Source organism: Pseudomonas sp. NPDC088890 (assembly GCF_044900155.1).
In the GTDB taxonomy this organism is placed as follows: domain Bacteria; phylum Pseudomonadota; class Gammaproteobacteria; order Pseudomonadales; family Pseudomonadaceae; genus Aquipseudomonas; species Aquipseudomonas urmiensis.
Map to the genome: position 1 here is coordinate 45,935 of NZ_JBJDNG010000010.1, position 15,739 is coordinate 61,673.

At 63.2% G+C, this 15,739-nt stretch carries 15 protein-coding genes; 6 read left to right on the top strand and 9 right to left on the bottom strand.

Going from position 1 to position 15,739, the window contains the following annotated elements; genetic code table 11:
- Positions 1-42: 42 nt before the first annotated feature.
- Both nadD and ACI2JX_RS19955 read right to left on the bottom strand, forming a co-directional pair.
- Positions 43-735: a nicotinate-nucleotide adenylyltransferase gene (gene nadD / locus ACI2JX_RS19950; protein WP_264236634.1), complete on the bottom strand. Its 693-nt coding sequence runs from the start codon at positions 733-735 to the stop codon at positions 43-45.
- A complete protein-coding gene (locus ACI2JX_RS19955) occupies positions 704-1,975 on the bottom strand; it encodes a glutamate-5-semialdehyde dehydrogenase (protein WP_404690838.1) in 1,272 nt (423 codons plus the stop codon). Before ACI2JX_RS19955 ends, nadD begins: the two co-directional genes overlap by 32 nt.
- A gap of 317 nt (positions 1,976-2,292) precedes the next feature.
- Between ACI2JX_RS19955 and ACI2JX_RS19960 the strand changes: the two genes are divergently transcribed.
- Positions 2,293-2,985, top strand: a complete 693-nt coding sequence (locus ACI2JX_RS19960) for a DNA-3-methyladenine glycosylase (RefSeq protein WP_264236632.1) — start codon at positions 2,293-2,295, stop codon at positions 2,983-2,985.
- A 3-nt stretch (positions 2,986-2,988) separates the two neighbouring features.
- On the top strand, positions 2,989-4,305 hold the full coding sequence (locus tag ACI2JX_RS19965) for a bifunctional DedA family/phosphatase PAP2 family protein (protein ID WP_264236631.1): 1,317 nt from the start codon (positions 2,989-2,991) through the stop codon (positions 4,303-4,305).
- Positions 4,306-4,387: 82 nt separating this feature from the next.
- On the opposite strand, the gene ACI2JX_RS19970 is transcribed toward ACI2JX_RS19965, so the two are convergent.
- From ACI2JX_RS19970 to ACI2JX_RS19980, 3 genes are read right to left on the bottom strand one after another with little or no spacing between them, the layout of a single operon-like run.
- Entirely contained in the window at positions 4,388-4,978 is a 591-nt protein-coding gene (locus tag ACI2JX_RS19970; protein WP_186556658.1) for an LON peptidase substrate-binding domain-containing protein, read from the bottom strand.
- A gap of 9 nt (positions 4,979-4,987) precedes the next feature.
- Complete coding sequence (locus tag ACI2JX_RS19975) at positions 4,988-5,704, bottom strand: LrgB family protein (protein ID WP_404690839.1); 717 nt, start codon at positions 5,702-5,704, stop codon at positions 4,988-4,990.
- Positions 5,701-6,063, bottom strand: coding sequence for a CidA/LrgA family protein (locus ACI2JX_RS19980; RefSeq protein ID WP_368973261.1), 363 nt, complete (start codon positions 6,061-6,063; stop codon positions 5,701-5,703). The genes ACI2JX_RS19975 and ACI2JX_RS19980 overlap by 4 nt, the downstream gene beginning before the upstream one ends.
- A 159-nt stretch (positions 6,064-6,222) precedes the next feature.
- Here ACI2JX_RS19980 and ACI2JX_RS19985 point away from each other — a divergent pair, with 159 nt between their 5' ends.
- From ACI2JX_RS19985 to ACI2JX_RS19995, 3 genes are all read left to right on the top strand, one after another.
- Positions 6,223-6,678, top strand: coding sequence for a MaoC family dehydratase (locus ACI2JX_RS19985; protein WP_186556655.1), 456 nt, complete (start codon positions 6,223-6,225; stop codon positions 6,676-6,678).
- Positions 6,679-6,881: 203 nt separating this feature from the next.
- Positions 6,882-8,615 (top strand): C13 family peptidase, encoded by a 1,734-nt coding sequence (locus ACI2JX_RS19990; RefSeq protein ID WP_368973262.1) that lies wholly within the window; start codon positions 6,882-6,884, stop codon positions 8,613-8,615.
- Positions 8,616-8,641: 26 nt separating this feature from the next.
- Positions 8,642-9,286, top strand: coding sequence for an oxidoreductase (locus ACI2JX_RS19995; protein WP_186556653.1), 645 nt, complete (start codon positions 8,642-8,644; stop codon positions 9,284-9,286).
- A gap of 149 nt (positions 9,287-9,435) precedes the next feature.
- On the opposite strand, the gene ACI2JX_RS20000 is transcribed toward ACI2JX_RS19995, so the two are convergent.
- The 4 genes from ACI2JX_RS20000 to ACI2JX_RS20015 all read right to left on the bottom strand — a co-directional run bounded on the left by ACI2JX_RS20000 (position 9,436) and on the right by ACI2JX_RS20015 (position 13,795).
- On the bottom strand, positions 9,436-9,723 hold the full coding sequence (locus ACI2JX_RS20000) for a YceK/YidQ family lipoprotein (protein ID WP_404690840.1): 288 nt from the start codon (positions 9,721-9,723) through the stop codon (positions 9,436-9,438).
- Positions 9,720-10,349, bottom strand: coding sequence for a flavin prenyltransferase UbiX (gene ubiX, locus ACI2JX_RS20005; protein ID WP_186556651.1), 630 nt, complete (start codon positions 10,347-10,349; stop codon positions 9,720-9,722). Before ubiX ends, ACI2JX_RS20000 begins: the two co-directional genes overlap by 4 nt.
- Positions 10,349-11,698, bottom strand: coding sequence for a UDP-N-acetylmuramate:L-alanyl-gamma-D-glutamyl-meso-diaminopimelate ligase (gene mpl / locus ACI2JX_RS20010; protein ID WP_264236624.1), 1,350 nt, complete (start codon positions 11,696-11,698; stop codon positions 10,349-10,351). Before mpl ends, ubiX begins: the two co-directional genes overlap by 1 nt.
- 66 nt (positions 11,699-11,764) lie before the next feature.
- Complete coding sequence (locus ACI2JX_RS20015; RefSeq protein WP_404690841.1) at positions 11,765-13,795, bottom strand: sigma-54-dependent Fis family transcriptional regulator; 2,031 nt, start codon at positions 13,793-13,795, stop codon at positions 11,765-11,767.
- 268 nt (positions 13,796-14,063) lie between these two features.
- Here ACI2JX_RS20015 and ACI2JX_RS20020 point away from each other — a divergent pair, with 268 nt between their 5' ends.
- A complete protein-coding gene (locus tag ACI2JX_RS20020; RefSeq protein ID WP_404690842.1) occupies positions 14,064-15,584 on the top strand; it encodes an aldehyde dehydrogenase family protein in 1,521 nt (506 codons plus the stop codon).
- Positions 15,585-15,739: the final 155 nt, after the last annotated feature.

Sequence of the window (15,739 nt, forward strand, 5' to 3'; positions counted from 1 at the left end):
AAAACTCGTTCAACTCATTGAATGAGGCGCCCAATGGCGCCGTCAGTTGGACGCACGATACAGATCGTGCGCCTCGATATAGGCCAGTACTGCGTCCGGCACCAGGAACCGCACCGACTTGCCGCTGGCCAGCAGCTGTCGGATTTGCGTGGCAGACACCGCGAGCGGCGTCTGCCAGACGAACGAAATATGCCCCGCCGGGCCAGACATGGCGGCGGGATCGCTCTCCGAGCGCGCCGCCAGAAGGTTGCGCAGCTCATCAGGGGGTTCGATATCCGCATCCGGGCGTTGCAGCACCAGGATGTGACAGTGTTGCAGCAACTCTTCCCAGCGATGCCAGCCAGGCAGGCCGCAAAATGCATCCCAACCCAGCACCAGGAACAATTGGTCGTCGTCAGCCAGCTCTGCCCGGATCGATTCCAGGGTGTCGATGGTGTACGACGGCTTGTCGCGTGCCAGCTCCCGGGCATCAACGGTCAGGCATTCGACCCCGCTAACCGCGCTTTGCACCATGGCCAGGCGATCCTGCGCCGACACCTGTGGCGTGTCGCGGTGTGGCGGCCGAGCATTGGGCAGCAGGCGCAGCTCGTCCAGGCCCATGAACTCGGCCACTTCCAGCGCGCTGCGCAAGTGGCCGATATGCACCGGGTCGAAGGTACCGCCGAGAATGCCGACGCGCCGCACTGGCTGGGCGGTGCTCAACTCAGCAGGACTCCTGGCCGCGCAGTTGACCATCGCCGATCACTACGTATTTCTCGCAGGTCAGGCCTTCCAGGCCGACCGGGCCGCGGGCGTGCAGCTTGTCGGTGGAAATGCCGATTTCTGCGCCCAGGCCATATTCGAAGCCGTCGGCAAAGCAGGTCGGGGTATTGAGCATCACCGACGCCGAGTCGACCTCAGCCATGAAGCGCCGGGCCTGGCCCTGGTGTTCGGTGATGATCGAATCGGTGTGGTGCGAGCCGTAATGGTTGATGTGCTCGATCGCCTGGTCCAGGCCGTCGACCACACGAATCGACAGGATCGCGTCGAGGTATTCGGTGTGCCAGTCGTCTTCACTGGCAGGCTTGGCCTCGATGATCGCCTGGGTACGCTCACAGCCGCGCAGCTCGACGCCCTTGTCCTGGAAGCGGCGGGCCATTTCCGGCAGGAAGTCGCTGGCCACGCTTTGATCGACCAGCAACGTCTCCATTGCGCCACAGATGCCGTAGCGGTAGGTCTTGGCGTTGAAGGCCACGCGCCAGCCCTTGTCCAGATCAGCGTGCTGATCGATGTAGACGTGGCAGATGCCGTCGAGGTGCTTGATCACCGGCACGCGGGCATCACGGCTGATGCGCTCGATCAGACCACGGCCGCCGCGCGGGACGATGACATCGACGAACTCCGGCATGCTGATCAGCGCGCCGACGGCCTCGCGATCGATGGTCTCGACCACTTGCACGACCGCTGCCGGCAGGCCGGCGGCAGCCAGGCCACGCTGGATGCAGGTGGCGATGGCGCGGTTGGAATGAATCGCCTCGGAGCCGCCACGCAGGATGGTGGCGTTGCCTGACTTGAGGCACAGGCTGGCGGCGTCGATGGTCACGTTCGGGCGCGACTCATAGATGATGCCGATCACCCCAAGCGGTACGCGCATTTTGCCCACCTGGATCCCCGACGGGCGGTAGCTCATGTCACGGATGGCGCCGACTGGGTCCGGCAAGCTGGCAACCTGGCGCAGGCCAGTGATCATGCCGTCGATGCGCGCCGGGGTCAGGGCCAGGCGGTCGAGCAAAGCTGGCTCAAGGCCATTGGCACGGCCAGCGGCCAGGTCCTGTTCATTGGCTGCGGTCAGCTCGCTGCGGGCAGCGTCCAGCGCGTCGGCGGCGGCCTGCAGGGCGCGGTTCTTCTGCGCGGTGCTGGCGCGGGCGATCACGCGAGAGGCCTCGCGGGCGGCGCGACCCAGGCGGGTCATGTAGTCAAGAACGGACTCAGTCATGGGCTCGGTGTCTTGGCGAAAGGGGAAATCGGCTGATTATAACTGGCACGCCCCTATACGCCCAGCGGCGGGTGGCGGATGGTAGAAGATGGCGAGGGTAATGGGTAGGAAAGATGTAACGGGCCTTATCAGAAATTTCCTTGTCCGAACCGACGCTATCGCGGGACAAGCCCGCTCCCACGGGGATTCTCACAGTCTGCGTGGGAGCGGGCTTGCCCCGCGATGAGGTGATCACTGATACCACGCAGTCGCTCAGTTCAGCCTCGATTAAGCGATTAATTGCTATGATCCGCGCCACTCAACCACGAACGATCAGCATGCCCGACCCAGCCCCCTGCCCGGCACGTGCCCTGCCCGACAGCTTTTTCGACCGTGATGCCCAGACCTTGGCCAAGGCTTTGCTGGGCAAGGTCATTCGCCATCGCCACGGCAATCTCTGGCTGGCCGCGCGGATCATCGAGACCGAGGCCTACTACCTGAGCGACAAAGGCAGCCACGCCTCGCTCGGCTTCACCGAAAAACGCAAGGCGCTGTTTCTCGATGGCGGGCACATCTACATGTATTACGCCCGTGGCGGGGATTCACTCAATTTCAGCGCCCACGGCCCCGGCAACGCCGTGTTGATCAAGTCCGCCTACCCGTGGCTGGACGCCCTCTCCGATGCCAACAGCCTGGCGCAGATGCAGCTGAACAACCCTGACGCCAACGGCAACATCCGCCCAGACGAGCGCCTATGCGCCGGGCAGACCTTGCTCTGCCGCGCGCTTGGCCTGAAAGTGCCGCACTGGGACGCCAAGCGCTTCGACCCGGATCGCCTCTATGTCGAAGACTGCGCCATCAGTGTGCCGCAGATCATCCAATGCACGCGCCTGGGCATCCCGCACGGGCGCGACGAACACCTGCCGTACCGTTTCGTCGATGCTCAATTTGCCCGCTTTTGCACACGGAACCCGCTGCGTCGGGGCCAAGTCGAAGGCCGGGACTACTTCATTCTGGAACAAGGAAGCTGACTCATGGGCCAATGGCTCGACAGCCTGACCGGCTGGCTCAGCGCCAACCCGCAGTGGCTTGGCCTGGCAATCTTTCTGGTGGCATGCATCGAATGCCTGGCCATCGCCGGCATCATCGTACCGGGCACAGTGCTGCTGTTTGCGGTCGCGGTGCTCGCCGGTAGTGGCGCCTTCACCCTCGGTGAAACCCTGCTGCTGGGCTTTGCCGGCGGGCTGCTCGGCGATGCGCTGTCCTACAGCATCGGCAAGTACTTCCACCAGAACATCCGCCGCCTACCACTGATCCGCCATCACCCGGAATGGATCGGCAGCGCCGAGACCTACTTCCAGCGCTACGGAATCGCCAGCTTGCTGGTCGGGCGCTTCATTGGCCCACTGCGGCCAATGCTACCGATGGTCGCGGGCATGTTCGACATGCCCCTGCCGCGCTTTATCGCCGTCAGCATGGTGGCTGGCGCCGGTTGGTCGGTGGCCTACCTGCTGCCCGGCTGGGCCACGGGCGCGGCCATGCGCCTGCCCTTGCCCGAAGGCTTCTGGCTCGATGCCGGGCTGATCGCCGGGACACTGGCGGTACTGATCGGCCTAAGCCTCAATAGCAGCATCCGCGACCAGCGCCATGGCACCCGCTTGATCGCCGCCCTGAGCTTCCTGGCGCTGGCCGGGTTGTTCATCGGCTGGCCTTATCTGCACGAGTTCGACCAGGGCGTAATGACCCTGGTACAGGAGCATCGCAGCCAGGCCGTGGATGGTGTGGTGGTGCTGGTTACCCGTCTGGGCGACTTCCGTACCCAGCTGTTCCTTGGCGCGCTGCTGACCGGTTTACTGCTGTTGGCACGGCAATGGCGTCATGCGCTGTTTGCCGGTAGTGCGTTGATGGGTACTGCGCTGGCTAATGGCACGTTGAAGTGGTTGTTTGCGCGGGCACGACCTGAAGTGCTGACCGACCCGCTGACCAGCTACAGCATGCCCAGCGGACATAGTTCGGCGTCGTTTGCGTTCTTCTTGGTGATGGCCATTTTAGCCGGACGTGGCCAACCGCCGCGGATGCGGCTGACCTGGGTGCTGCTTGGCTGTCTGCCGGCGCTGTCGATTGCGCTGTCGCGGGTGTACCTGGGCGCGCATTGGCCGACCGACATTCTCGCCGGTGCACTGCTGGCGTGCTGTGTGTGCGCTGTGAGCCTGACCCTGGTGCAGTATCGCCAGCCGCTGAACGCCTTGGGCCAGCGGGTTTGGTGGCTGGTGTTGCCGGCGTGCGTGGCGTTGTTGGCGTTCTTTGCCTTACATGCGTTGCCGCAGGCTTTGCTGCGTTATCAGTATTGAGTGAGTCAGGGCCGGCCTCATCGCGGGGCAAGCCCGCTCCCACGCCAAGGATGTGAAAGGAGCCGTACAGGTAAACGACCTATCAGGCAAACAACTCGCCCTGAATCCGCTCGAGCAGGTTCTGAATTGCCGCCAAACGCTCCTGCGGCGAATCGATCGTCAGCAAATCCAACTTGTCCTCTTCCATGAACGGCAGCAGGTACGCCAGCTGATTGGCCAACGACAGCTGGCCGTCGACCGGCCGAGGCATATCCAGTGCCTCGACCATCGGGTGCTCACCCAGGGCCAGCAGCAGCGCGAGCAAATCATCCTCATGCTCGGTCAATTCGCTGTCCGTGCCGTCCGCTAGCCAGTGCACCTCGCCCAGCAGCAATTGGTCCTTCTGCACCTCGGTCTGGATCACCTCGAAGCGCCGCACGCCCTCGACGCGGATCCCCAGCAAGCCGTTGTCCTGCTGGGTGAAGTCGCGAATCAGCGCCTCACAGCCAATCGAAGCCACCACCGGCGGCGCCTTGCCAACCTGCTCGCCCTCCAGGATGCATACCACGCCAAAACCGCTGCCTTGTTTCATGCAGCGGCCGATCATGTCCAGGTAGCGCGCCTCGAATATCTGCAAGTCGAGCATGCAACCGGGAAACAGCACGGTATTGAGCGGAAACAGCGGTAGCGTCATCACAAATCCTCAGGCCACCAGGCTAACCGCCAACGGCAGGAACACCGCCGTGGCCACACCCATCAGGCTCATCGCCAACGCGGCGAAGGCGCCGCATTCGTCACTTTCCTGCAAGGCCACCGAAGTGCCCACCGCGTGCGCGGTCACGCCCAGCGACATGCCCCGCGCCTCTGGGCTGAGTACGCCAAAGCGGGTCAGCAGCGCCGGACCGAAAATCGCCCCGATCACCCCGGTAATCAACACGAACACCGCCGCCAGCGCGGCCACGCCACCGATTTGTTCGGCCACCAGCATGGCAATCGGCGAGGTCACCGACTTTGGCGCCATGGTCATCAGGATCATGTGCTCGGCACCGAACCACCAACCCAGCAACAGGCACGCCAGGGTGGCGAACAGGCCTCCGATTACCAGCGTAGTAAATGTCGGCCAGAACAGCTGGCGAATGCGCCGCAGGTTCAGGTAGAGCGGCACCGCCAAGGCCACCGTGGCCGGGCCGAGGAGGATATTCATGATCTCGGTGCTTTTGCGGTACTCGGCATAGTCGATACCACAGGAGACCAACACGCCGATCACCAGCAGCATCGACACCAGCACCGGCTGCAGGAAGATCCAGCGGGTTTTCTCATAGCCTGCCAGCACGATCTGGTAGGCCCCCAAGGTGATGCCGATGCCAAACAATGGATGATGGATCACCGCGTTGAGCGCGCCGTGCCAGTCGACGGTCATGGTTGCTCCTCGCGTTTGCCTTGGCGATGGATGAGCTTTTGCATCAACACGCCGACGAATACCAGGGTGGCCAGGCACGACAGCACCAGCGCACCGACGATGGCCCAAAAGTCTGCGGCAATGTCATTGGCATACACCATCACCCCTACCGCCGGGGGTACCAGCAACAGCGGCAAGTAGCGCAGCAGACTGGAAGCGGCCTCGTTCAGCGGCTTGCCGACCTCGCCGCGAATCATCAGGAACACCAGCAACAGCAGCAGGCCAATGATCGGCCCAGGCAGAATGGGCACAAACAGATGGTTGATTGCCGTACCCAGCAGTTGGAACAACACCAGCCAGGTCAAACCACGCAACAGCATAAGCATCTCCTTCGGGCATGGCGGCCATTATAAGCACGCGTTGGTTGCACCTATAAGCCGATATTCGCCGAAAACATGGCAACTTGACCGCAACCGCGCGACGTGCTGATCTTGGACTTTCGTACCACCCGAACAGCAATGACAATCCGGAGAGTCACGATGCCCTATGTACCTGTTGCAGAGCTTTCGCAGTACGTTGGAAAGGAACTGGGACGTTCCGAATGGCTGAAAATCGATCAGCAGCGCATCAACCTGTTCGCCGAGGCTACCGGCGACTTCCAGTTCATCCATGTCGACCCTGAAAAAGCCAGCAAGACCCCCTTCGGCGCCACCATCGCCCATGGTTTCCTCACCCTGTCGTTGATTCCCAAGTTGATGGAAGACATCCTGGTCCTGCCTGAAGGACTGAAGATGGTGGTCAACTATGGCCTGGACAGCGTGCGCTTCATCCAGCCGGTGAAGGTCGATAGCCAGGTTCGGCTCAAAGTCGAGCTGACCGATGCCACCGAGAAGAAGCCGGGGCAGTGGCTGCTCAAGGCTACCGCCACCCTGGAGATCGAAGGCGAGGAGAAACCAGCGTATATCGCTGAGCCGTTATCGTTGTGCTTCGTCTGATCCTTCCTTGCACTGATCTGTAGGCGCTGACGAAGCCTGTAAACGAGGGTGTATTGCCCTCGCTTTAGCGACTGGATGCCTTGGGGGCTGCTGTGCAGCCCATCGCAGGCTGCGTCAGCCCCACGCATTCCCTGGCTCGCCAGCGCTGTCTGTGCCAACACATTCTGCGGCATACTCGGTAGATCTATCGCCCGGAATCCGCCATGCGTCCTCTGCTGCCCCTTGCCCTGACCTTGTTGCTCGCCGCTTGTGGCGAAGGCGAACCACTGTCGCCGCCGGACGCGCGCCTGCCCGATGGTGGCCGCTATCGCGGTGAAGTGGTCAACGGCCTGCTGCAGGGCGAAGGCCGCATCGACTACCCCAACGGCAGCTGGTACGCCGGCACCTTCAACAATGGCCAATGGCATGGCCAAGGTGAATGGCACGGCAGCAATGGGGAGGTCTACCGCGGGCAGTTCGCTGGCGGCCTGTTCGATGGTCTGGGCGACCTGACCACCCCCGGCAGCCACTACGCCGGCACCTTCAAGCACGGCCGGCGCGATGGCGAAGGCACCCTCAAGCAGAACGATCAGGTCTATCGCGGCCAATTCAAGGACGACCAGTACCACGGTGCTGGTGAACTGGAGTTGGCCGATGGCAGCCGCTATCAGGGCCTGTTCGCCAAGGGCAAACCCAATGGCGCCGGGGTGCGCAGTGATGCCAGTGGCAATCAGTTCAGCGGCCGCTTCATCGATGGCCAGTTGCAAGGCAGCGGCACCTACGACAGCGTCGAGGGCGAGCAGTACATCGGAGAGTTCAAGGACAACCGCCTGGAAGGCCGCGGCCGCTACGAGAACGTCGACGGCGACGTGTGGATCGGCGAATTCAAGGACGGCTCGCTCGATGGCGAAGGCGAACTGCTTGGCAGCGATGGCAGCCGTTACAAGGGCGGCTTTCGCCAATGGCGCTTCAATGGCCAAGGCCACCTGCACCTGGCTGACGGCAGCCAATACCTTGGCGGTTTCGTCGATGACGCTTACCAGGGCCATGGCCGGCTGACCCAGGCCAACGGCCGGGTCGAGAGCGGCTACTGGGTCAAGGGTGTGCGGGTGCGTGACGAAAAAGGCAAGCTGTTGCCCGACCCGCTGGACCTGGCCCTGCTCAATCAAGGCAAACTGCTCGCAGACGCCCTGGCCAAGGTCCCGCACTCCAAGCCGCCGATCCAGCTCTACAGCCTGGTGGTCGCTGGCGATGGCCAGCAGAGCGTATTCCTGCGCGAGGCCGACTACGTCAGCAACATGCTCAAGGTACGCTTTGGCGCCCATGGCCAGATCACCCTGGTCAACCACCGCGATCACCTGACCGACCGCCCCATGGCCACCCGCGAGAACCTCTCCCGCGCCGCCAAGACCCTGGCCGAGCGCAGCGGTCCGGAAGACCTGGTGTTCGTCTATCTGACCAGCCATGGCAGCCACGACCATCAACTGGTGCTCGACCAGCCGCGCCTGCAACTGGCGGACCTGTCCGCCGACGAACTGGCCAGTTCATTGGCGCCGTTAAAAGATCGCGACAAAGTCATCGTCATCTCCGCCTGCTATTCAGGGGGCTATATCGCCCCGCTCAAGGACGACCGGACCTTGATCATGACCGCCGCGCGCCCCGACCGGGTGTCATTCGGTTGCTCGGAAGAAGCCGACTTCACCTATTTCGGCGATGCCCTGTTCGCTGAAGCGCTGAACCAGACCGACGACTTGAAACAGGCGTTTGAACTGGCGCGCGCCAGCGTTGCCGAACGGGAAGCAAGGGAAGGCTTCGAAGCCTCGGAACCGCAGCTGTGGGCGCCGCCCGCCGTGCTCTCGCACTGGCAGCGCCTACGCCGGCAACAGGCCGAGCAAGCCTTGCGCAATGAAGCTCAGACAGCCAACCCGGCGCAGGAAAAAAACCCTGCCAGCCACTAAGCTGTGTGTAACAAGGGAGAGACATCATGTACTTGACGCCTCAGCATGTCCTGCTTGCCGGAGCCACCGGTCTAACCGGTGAACACCTGCTCGACCGCCTGCTCAACGAACCGACCATCAGCCGGGTGCTGGCGCCAACACGCCGGCCCCTGGCCGAGCACCCGCATCTGGAAAACCCAGTGGGTGACCCGGCGGTGTTTCTCCCGCAACTGGGCGGACGCGTCGATATCGCGTTCTGTTGCCTGGGTACTACCCTCAAGCAGGCAGGCTCGGAGTCGGCCTTCCGCGCGGTGGATCTGGACATGGTCGTGGCCTTCAGCAAGCGTGCCCGGGAGATGGGCGCGCGGCACCTGCTGGTGGTCAGCGCGATTGGCGCCGATGCCAAGTCGTCGATCTTCTATAACCGGGTCAAGGGCGAGATGGAAGAAGCGCTCAAGGCCCAGGACTGGCCACAGCTGACCATCGTGCGGCCGTCACTGTTGCTTGGCGAGCGGATCGAGCCGCGCCTGGGCGAGCGCTTGGCGGCGCCGTTCTCCAAGTTCATGCCGGGCAAATACCGCGGGATCGAGGCGTGCACCCTGGCACGTGCGCTATGGCGGCTGGCGCTGGAGGAGGAAGACGGCATTCGGGTTGTGGAATCGGATGAGCTGCGCAGGCTTGGTCGGAAGTGATTAAGATCCTGGGGCCGCGTTGCGGCCTTCGCGGGCAAGCCCGCTCCCACAGGGACCGCGCCCATCTTCAGAGCGGCGCCGTCCCTGTGGGAGCGGGCTTGTCGGGGCGCCGAACCGCCGCGAAGGGCCGCGTTGCGGCCCCAACACTCTCACAGACCACCAGTAGCGTTGAAGCTCACCCCAAGCGCCGTCAACACTGACAAAGGCAGCAGCAAGGTATCGAGCAACAGGCTCCCCGGTAGATCCAACCGCGGATAAGCCGGCGCCTCGGCGCCAAACCTATCCAGCGGGCAACAGCCGCCGTTCATGACATACCAATCCAGCCGCATCCCGGCATACACCAAGGGCGCCCCCGGCTTGCTGGCATCCAGCGTACGCACCGTGGCGCAACCACCCAGCTGGGCCAGCACCAGCACCCCCAGCAACGCCCGCCTCAATCATCGACCCCATAATGATGCTCGCCCCAACGCGGCAGCATGTCTTGCGGGATGTTCAGCAGATTGAGAATCCGCGCGACAACGAAATCGACCAGGTCATCGATGGTCTGCGGCTGGTGATAGAAGCCAGGCGCCGCCGGTAGGATCACCGCGCCCATCTGCGACAGCTTGAGCATGTTCTCCAGGTGAATGGTGGAGAACGGCGCCTCACGCGGCACCAGAATCAACTGGCGACGCTCTTTCAGGGTGACGTCGGCAGCGCGTTCGATCAGGTTGTTGCAGGCACCTGTAGCGATCGCCGACAACGTCCCCGTCGAGCACGGCACCACCACCATCGCCGCTGGTGCTCCGGAGCCGGAGGCCACCGGCGACATCCAGTCTTCCTTGCCGTACACGCGGATCTGCCCATCGGCGGCGCCGGTGTATTCGGTGAGGAAGGCCTGCATCGCCTGGGGCTTGGCTGGCAGCAGCACGTCGGTCTCGGTGGCCATCACCAGCTGCGCGGCCTTGGAGATGAGGAAGTGCACCTCTCGGTCCTCGCGCACCAGGCAGTCGAGCAGGCGCAGGCCGTACTGCGCTCCGGAGGCGCCGGTCATGGCCAGGGTGATGCGTTCCGGCCCGCTCATCACTGCAACGCCTCGGCCAGTTTGCCGTGCAGGCCGCCGAAGCCGCCGTTACTCATGATCACCACGTGGGTGCCCGGTCGTGCCTGGCCTTTGACCCGCTCGATGATCGCTTCCAGGCTGTCGGCAACCACGGACGGCACCTTGCACTGGGCGGCAGTGGCTGCCAGGTCCCAGCCGAGGTTGGCCGGGGCGTACCAGATGACCTGGTCGGCGTCGTTGACGCTTTCCGGCAAGCCGTCGCGGTGAGCGCCCAACTTCATCGAGTTGGAGCGCGGCTCGATCACTGCAATCACTGGCGCTTCGCCCACCCGCTTGCGCAGGCCGTCGAGGGTGGTGGCAATGGCGGTCGGGTGGTGGGCGAAATCATCGTAGATAGTCACGCCCTGTACTTCGGCGACCTTTTCCATCCGCCGCTTGACGCTCTTGAAGGCGCTCAGGCCGTCAATCGCCATCGCCGGTACCACGCCGACGTGGCGCGCAGCGGCCAAGGTAGCCAAGGCGTTGGCGACGTTATGCTGTCCGGTCATCTCCCACTTCACGATGCCTTGGGCAACCCCGTCGAACAGCACTTCGAAGTGCGAGCCATCGGCACTGAGCAGGCGCGCTTGCCACTGGCCGCCTTCACCCGTGGTTTGCACCGGCGTCCAGCAACCCATGCCGATCACCCGCTCCAGGGCTTGCTCAGTGGTCGGATGGATGACCAGGCCTTCGCTTGGAATGGTCCGCACCAAGTGATGGAACTGCCGCTCGATAGATGCCAGATCCGGGAAGATGTCCGCATGATCGAACTCAAGGTTATTGAGAATCGCAGTACGCGGGTGGTAGTGCACGAACTTCGAACGCTTGTCGAAGAAGGCGCTGTCGTATTCATCGGCCTCGACCACGAAGAACGGCGTGTCGCCCAGGCGCGCCGACACCGAGAAGTTCTGCGGCACGCCGCCGATCAGGAAGCCCGGACTCATGCCGGCATGCTCCAGCACCCAGGCCAGCATGCTGCTGGTCGTGGTCTTGCCATGAGTACCGGCCACCGCCAGCACCCAGCGCCCCTGCAGCACATGGTCGGCCAGCCACTGCGGGCCGGAAACGTACGGCAGGCCCTTGTTCAGGACATATTCGACCGCAGGGTTGCCGCGCGACATGGCATTGCCGATCACCACCAGATCCGGCGCCGGTTCCAGTTGGGCAGGGTCGTAGCCCTGGGTCAGCTCGATGCCCTGGGCCTGGAGCTGCGTGCTCATTGGCGGATAGACGTTGGCATCGGAGCCGGTGACCCGATGGCCCAGCTCCTTGGCCAGGACCGCCAGGGAACCCATGAAAGTGCCGCAAATACCAAGAATATGAATGTGCATGATCGACCTCGCAAAACGTCGAGGCAGGGTAGCCCAGGGCGAGCGAAATCGCACCCGCTGTTTCGTTCAGCCGCCCCTGGCGATGCCGTGTTTGCGAAGTTTTCGATACAAGGTATTGCGGCTGATGCCCAGGTGGCTGGCGACGTTGGTCAGGTGCCAGCGGTTTTGTTCCAGCACAGCCAACAAGACACTGCGCTCAGCATCCTCTAGAGGAAGATCGGCGCGTAAAGGTAGATCGGCGTGCAGAGGTAGATCAGCGTGTGGAGGTAGATCAACGTGGGAGCGGGCTTGCCCCGCGATAGCGCCGGCGCAGACACCAGCGAACTGACCCATGTCGCTATCGCGGGGCAAGCCCGCTCCCACGCAATCCGTATTAGATCGCACCAGCACAGGCAAATCGCCATAGGTAATGCGCTGGTTGTCGCACAGCGCCACCAGCGTGCGCAGCACATTGCGCAGTTGCCGCACGTTACCCGGCCAGGCGAATGCCAGCAGCGCCTGGCGCGCCTGTGGCTCGATCTCGATGTGCTGCCCTTCGGCTTCCTGGCGCAACAGAAAGTCCAGCAGCGGCGCTTTGTCACTGCGCTCACGTACCGCCGGCAACGCCACTTCCAGACCGTTTAGCCGGTAGTACAAGTCTTCGCGGAAGCTGCCCTGCTCCACCCGCTGCAAGAGGTTGCGGTGGGTAGCGCTGATGATCCGCACATCCACCGCCTGCGCCTCACCACCAATCGGCACCACCTGGCGATCCTCCAGCACCCTGAGCAGTCGCGTCTGCAACGCCAGCGGCATATCGCCGATTTCATCGAGCAACAACGTACCGCCATCGGCCTGCAGCAGTTTGCCGCGCATGCCTTCCTTGCGCGCACCGGTGAAACTGCCACCGCGATAACCGAACAACTCGCTCTCGATCAGGCTCTCTGGCAGCGAAGCGCAGTTGATGGCCACAAAAGGTTTGTGCCGACGCTGGCTAGCCTGGTGCACAGCCTGGGCGAACGCCTCCTTGCCGCATCCAGTCTCGCCGCGCAGCAGCAGCGGCACGTCACGCTCGAACACGCGAACGGCGCGGCTGAAATCAGCTTTAAGAGCCGGATCGAGTAGACAGATCTGCGCCTGCGCCTCGGCCGTTTGCAGCGGCATCGCCGCTGGCACCGCCCAAGCTGCTGTGCGGGCCTGGCCACGCAGGCTGGCGAACACCTGGCGGCCGTCGCGGGTATGCAGTGGCCAGACTGCGCTGCCCTGCGGCGTGGCACGGCAGAGCAAATCGTCATGGCTGCAGGCAAAAAACATATCCACAGGCTTGCCCAGCACTCCACCACGAATAGTGCCGAGCAGATTCAACGCACTCTGGTTGACCGCACTGATCCGCCCTTCGCCATCGAATGCCAGCAAGCCTTCGCTGAACAGCCCTACCGATTCGGCCTGCAAATGGAAACGCAGCAGCCACTGATGCTCGAAATGGCGCAGGAAGTAACAGCTCTCGATCATCTTCGCCGAGAGGTTGACCAGCGCCATGGTATGGAACTGGCTCTGGCGCGAGACATCGGGCCGCGCCGAAGACACGTCGAGTACCGCCAGCAGCTCGCCATGCGGGTCGAACACCGGGCTCGCCGAGCAGGTCAGCCCGGTGTGGCGGCCACGAAAATGTTCGTTTTGATGGATGGTCAGCGCCTGCCGCTCGACCAGGCAGGTGCCAATGCCGTTGGTGCCCTCGCTGGCCTCGCTCCAGTCGGCGCCCAACCACAGCCCGGCGCGCTCGAAAATACGCCGTTCGGTAGGCGCGGTGACGCAATTGAGGATCACCCCGCGGGCGTCGGTCAGCAATACCGCGTGCCCCGCGCCCGATAGCTGCTGGTGCAGGCTATTCATTTCGGTGCCAGCAATCTGCAACACCTGGCGCAGGCGTTCGCGAGTTTCCAGCAGGCGCCCGTGTTCGAGCACCACCGGCGCCTGGCCACGGTCAGGGTCGAGGTGATAGTCCTCCAGGCAACGCAGCCAGGAACGGGCGATCGAAGGGTCGCTGGCAGGTCCGCTGCCCTCGCCACGGGCAACTGTCAGGACTTGATGGGCATGGCGGCTGAACGCATTGCTCTGCATTTGTTGTTGTGCTCCGCAGATAGAGACTCAGGGCCAGCATCCTCCACCCAGCAAGGCTTTGCAATGGCGCACTGACCCACAGGTCACGCAGCGTGTCATTAGCGGTACAAACTGTCACTGCGCCTGTGCCATAGCGGGTACACAGGGGCTCAACGATAGTGCAAGGAGCGCAGTAACTCCTTGATTCACAAGGAGCGCCCGGCAGTGGCCCAAGCTTTGCTCTACGCTTTCCAACTCCCCAACAAACACAATAGCCAGGAGAGACACCATGCGTTACGCACATCCCGGTACCCAAGGCTCCAAGGTCAGCTTCAAGAGCCGTTACGGGAACTTCATCGGTGGCGAGTTCGTAGCTCCGGTCAAAGGGCAATATTTCGAAAACACATCTCCGGTGAACGGCAAGCTGATCGCCGAATTCCCCCGCTCCACTGCCGAAGACATCGACAAGGCGCTGGACGCCGCGCACGCCGCAGCCGACGCCTGGGGCCGCACCTCGGTGCAGGACCGCTCCAACGTCCTGCTGAAAATTGCCGACCGCATCGAGCAGAACCTCGAACTGCTGGCCATCACCGAAACCTGGGACAACGGCAAGCCGGTGCGTGAAACCCTCAACGCCGACATCCCGCTAGCTGTTGACCATTTCCGCTACTTCGCTGGTTGCATCCGCGCCCAGGAAGGCGGCGCCGCCGAGATCAACGAAGGCACCGTGGCCTATCACATCCACGAACCGCTGGGCGTGGTCGGGCAGATCATTCCGTGGAACTTCCCGATCCTGATGGCCGCCTGGAAACTCGCCCCGGCGCTGGCCGCCGGCAACTGCGTGGTGCTCAAGCCGGCCGAGCAGACCCCACTGGGCATCACCGTGCTGGTCGAGTTGATCGGCGACCTACTGCCGCCGGGCGTGCTCAACGTGGTGCAGGGTTATGGCCGTGAAGCGGGCGAGGCCCTGGCCACCAGCAAGCGCATCGCCAAGATCGCCTTCACCGGCTCCACCCCAGTCGGCTCGCACATCATGAAATGCGCAGCCGAAAACATCATCCCGTCCACCGTCGAGCTGGGTGGCAAGTCGCCGAACATCTACTTCGAAGACATCATGCAGGCCGAGCCGAGCTTCATCGACAAGGCTGCAGAAGGCATGGTCCTGGCGTTCTTCAACCAGGGCGAAGTGTGCACCTGCCCATCGCGGGCGCTGGTGCAGGAGTCGATCTACCCGCAGTTCATGGAAGCGGTGCTGAACAAGGTCAAGAAGATCAAGCGTGGCGACCCGCTGGACACCGACACCATGGTCGGCGCCCAGGCCTCGCAGCAACAGTTCGAGAAGATCCTCTCGTACCTGGACATCGCCCAGGAAGAAGGTGCCGAGCTGCTCACCGGCGGCAAGGTGGAAAAACTCGAAGGCGACCTGTCCACCGGCTATTACATCCAGCCGACCCTGCTCAAGGGCAACAACAAGATGCGCGTGTTCCAGGAAGAGATCTTCGGCCCGGTGGTCAGCGTCACCACCTTCAAGGACGAAGCCGAAGCGCTGGCGATTGCCAACGACACCGAATTCGGCCTGGGCGCCGGCGTGTGGACCCGCGACATCAACCGCGCCTACCGCATGGGCCGTGGGATCAAGGCGGGCCGGGTGTGGACCAACTGCTACCACCTGTACCCGGCGCACGCCGCTTTTGGCGGCTACAAGAAATCCGGCGTAGGCCGTGAAACCCACAAGATGATGCTCGATCATTATCAGCAGACCAAGAACCTGCTGGTGAGCTACGACATCAACCCGCTGGGCTTCTTCTAAACCGCGTTACGCCCTTCGCGGGCAATCCCGCTCCCACAGGCGCCACTGCATTTGAAACTGTGCTGTCCCTGTGGGAGCGGGCTTGCCCGCGAAGAGGCCGGCACTGACGTTTACCATTCCAGACCGGATCGCCTGAACGAACCTCTCTGGCTCGC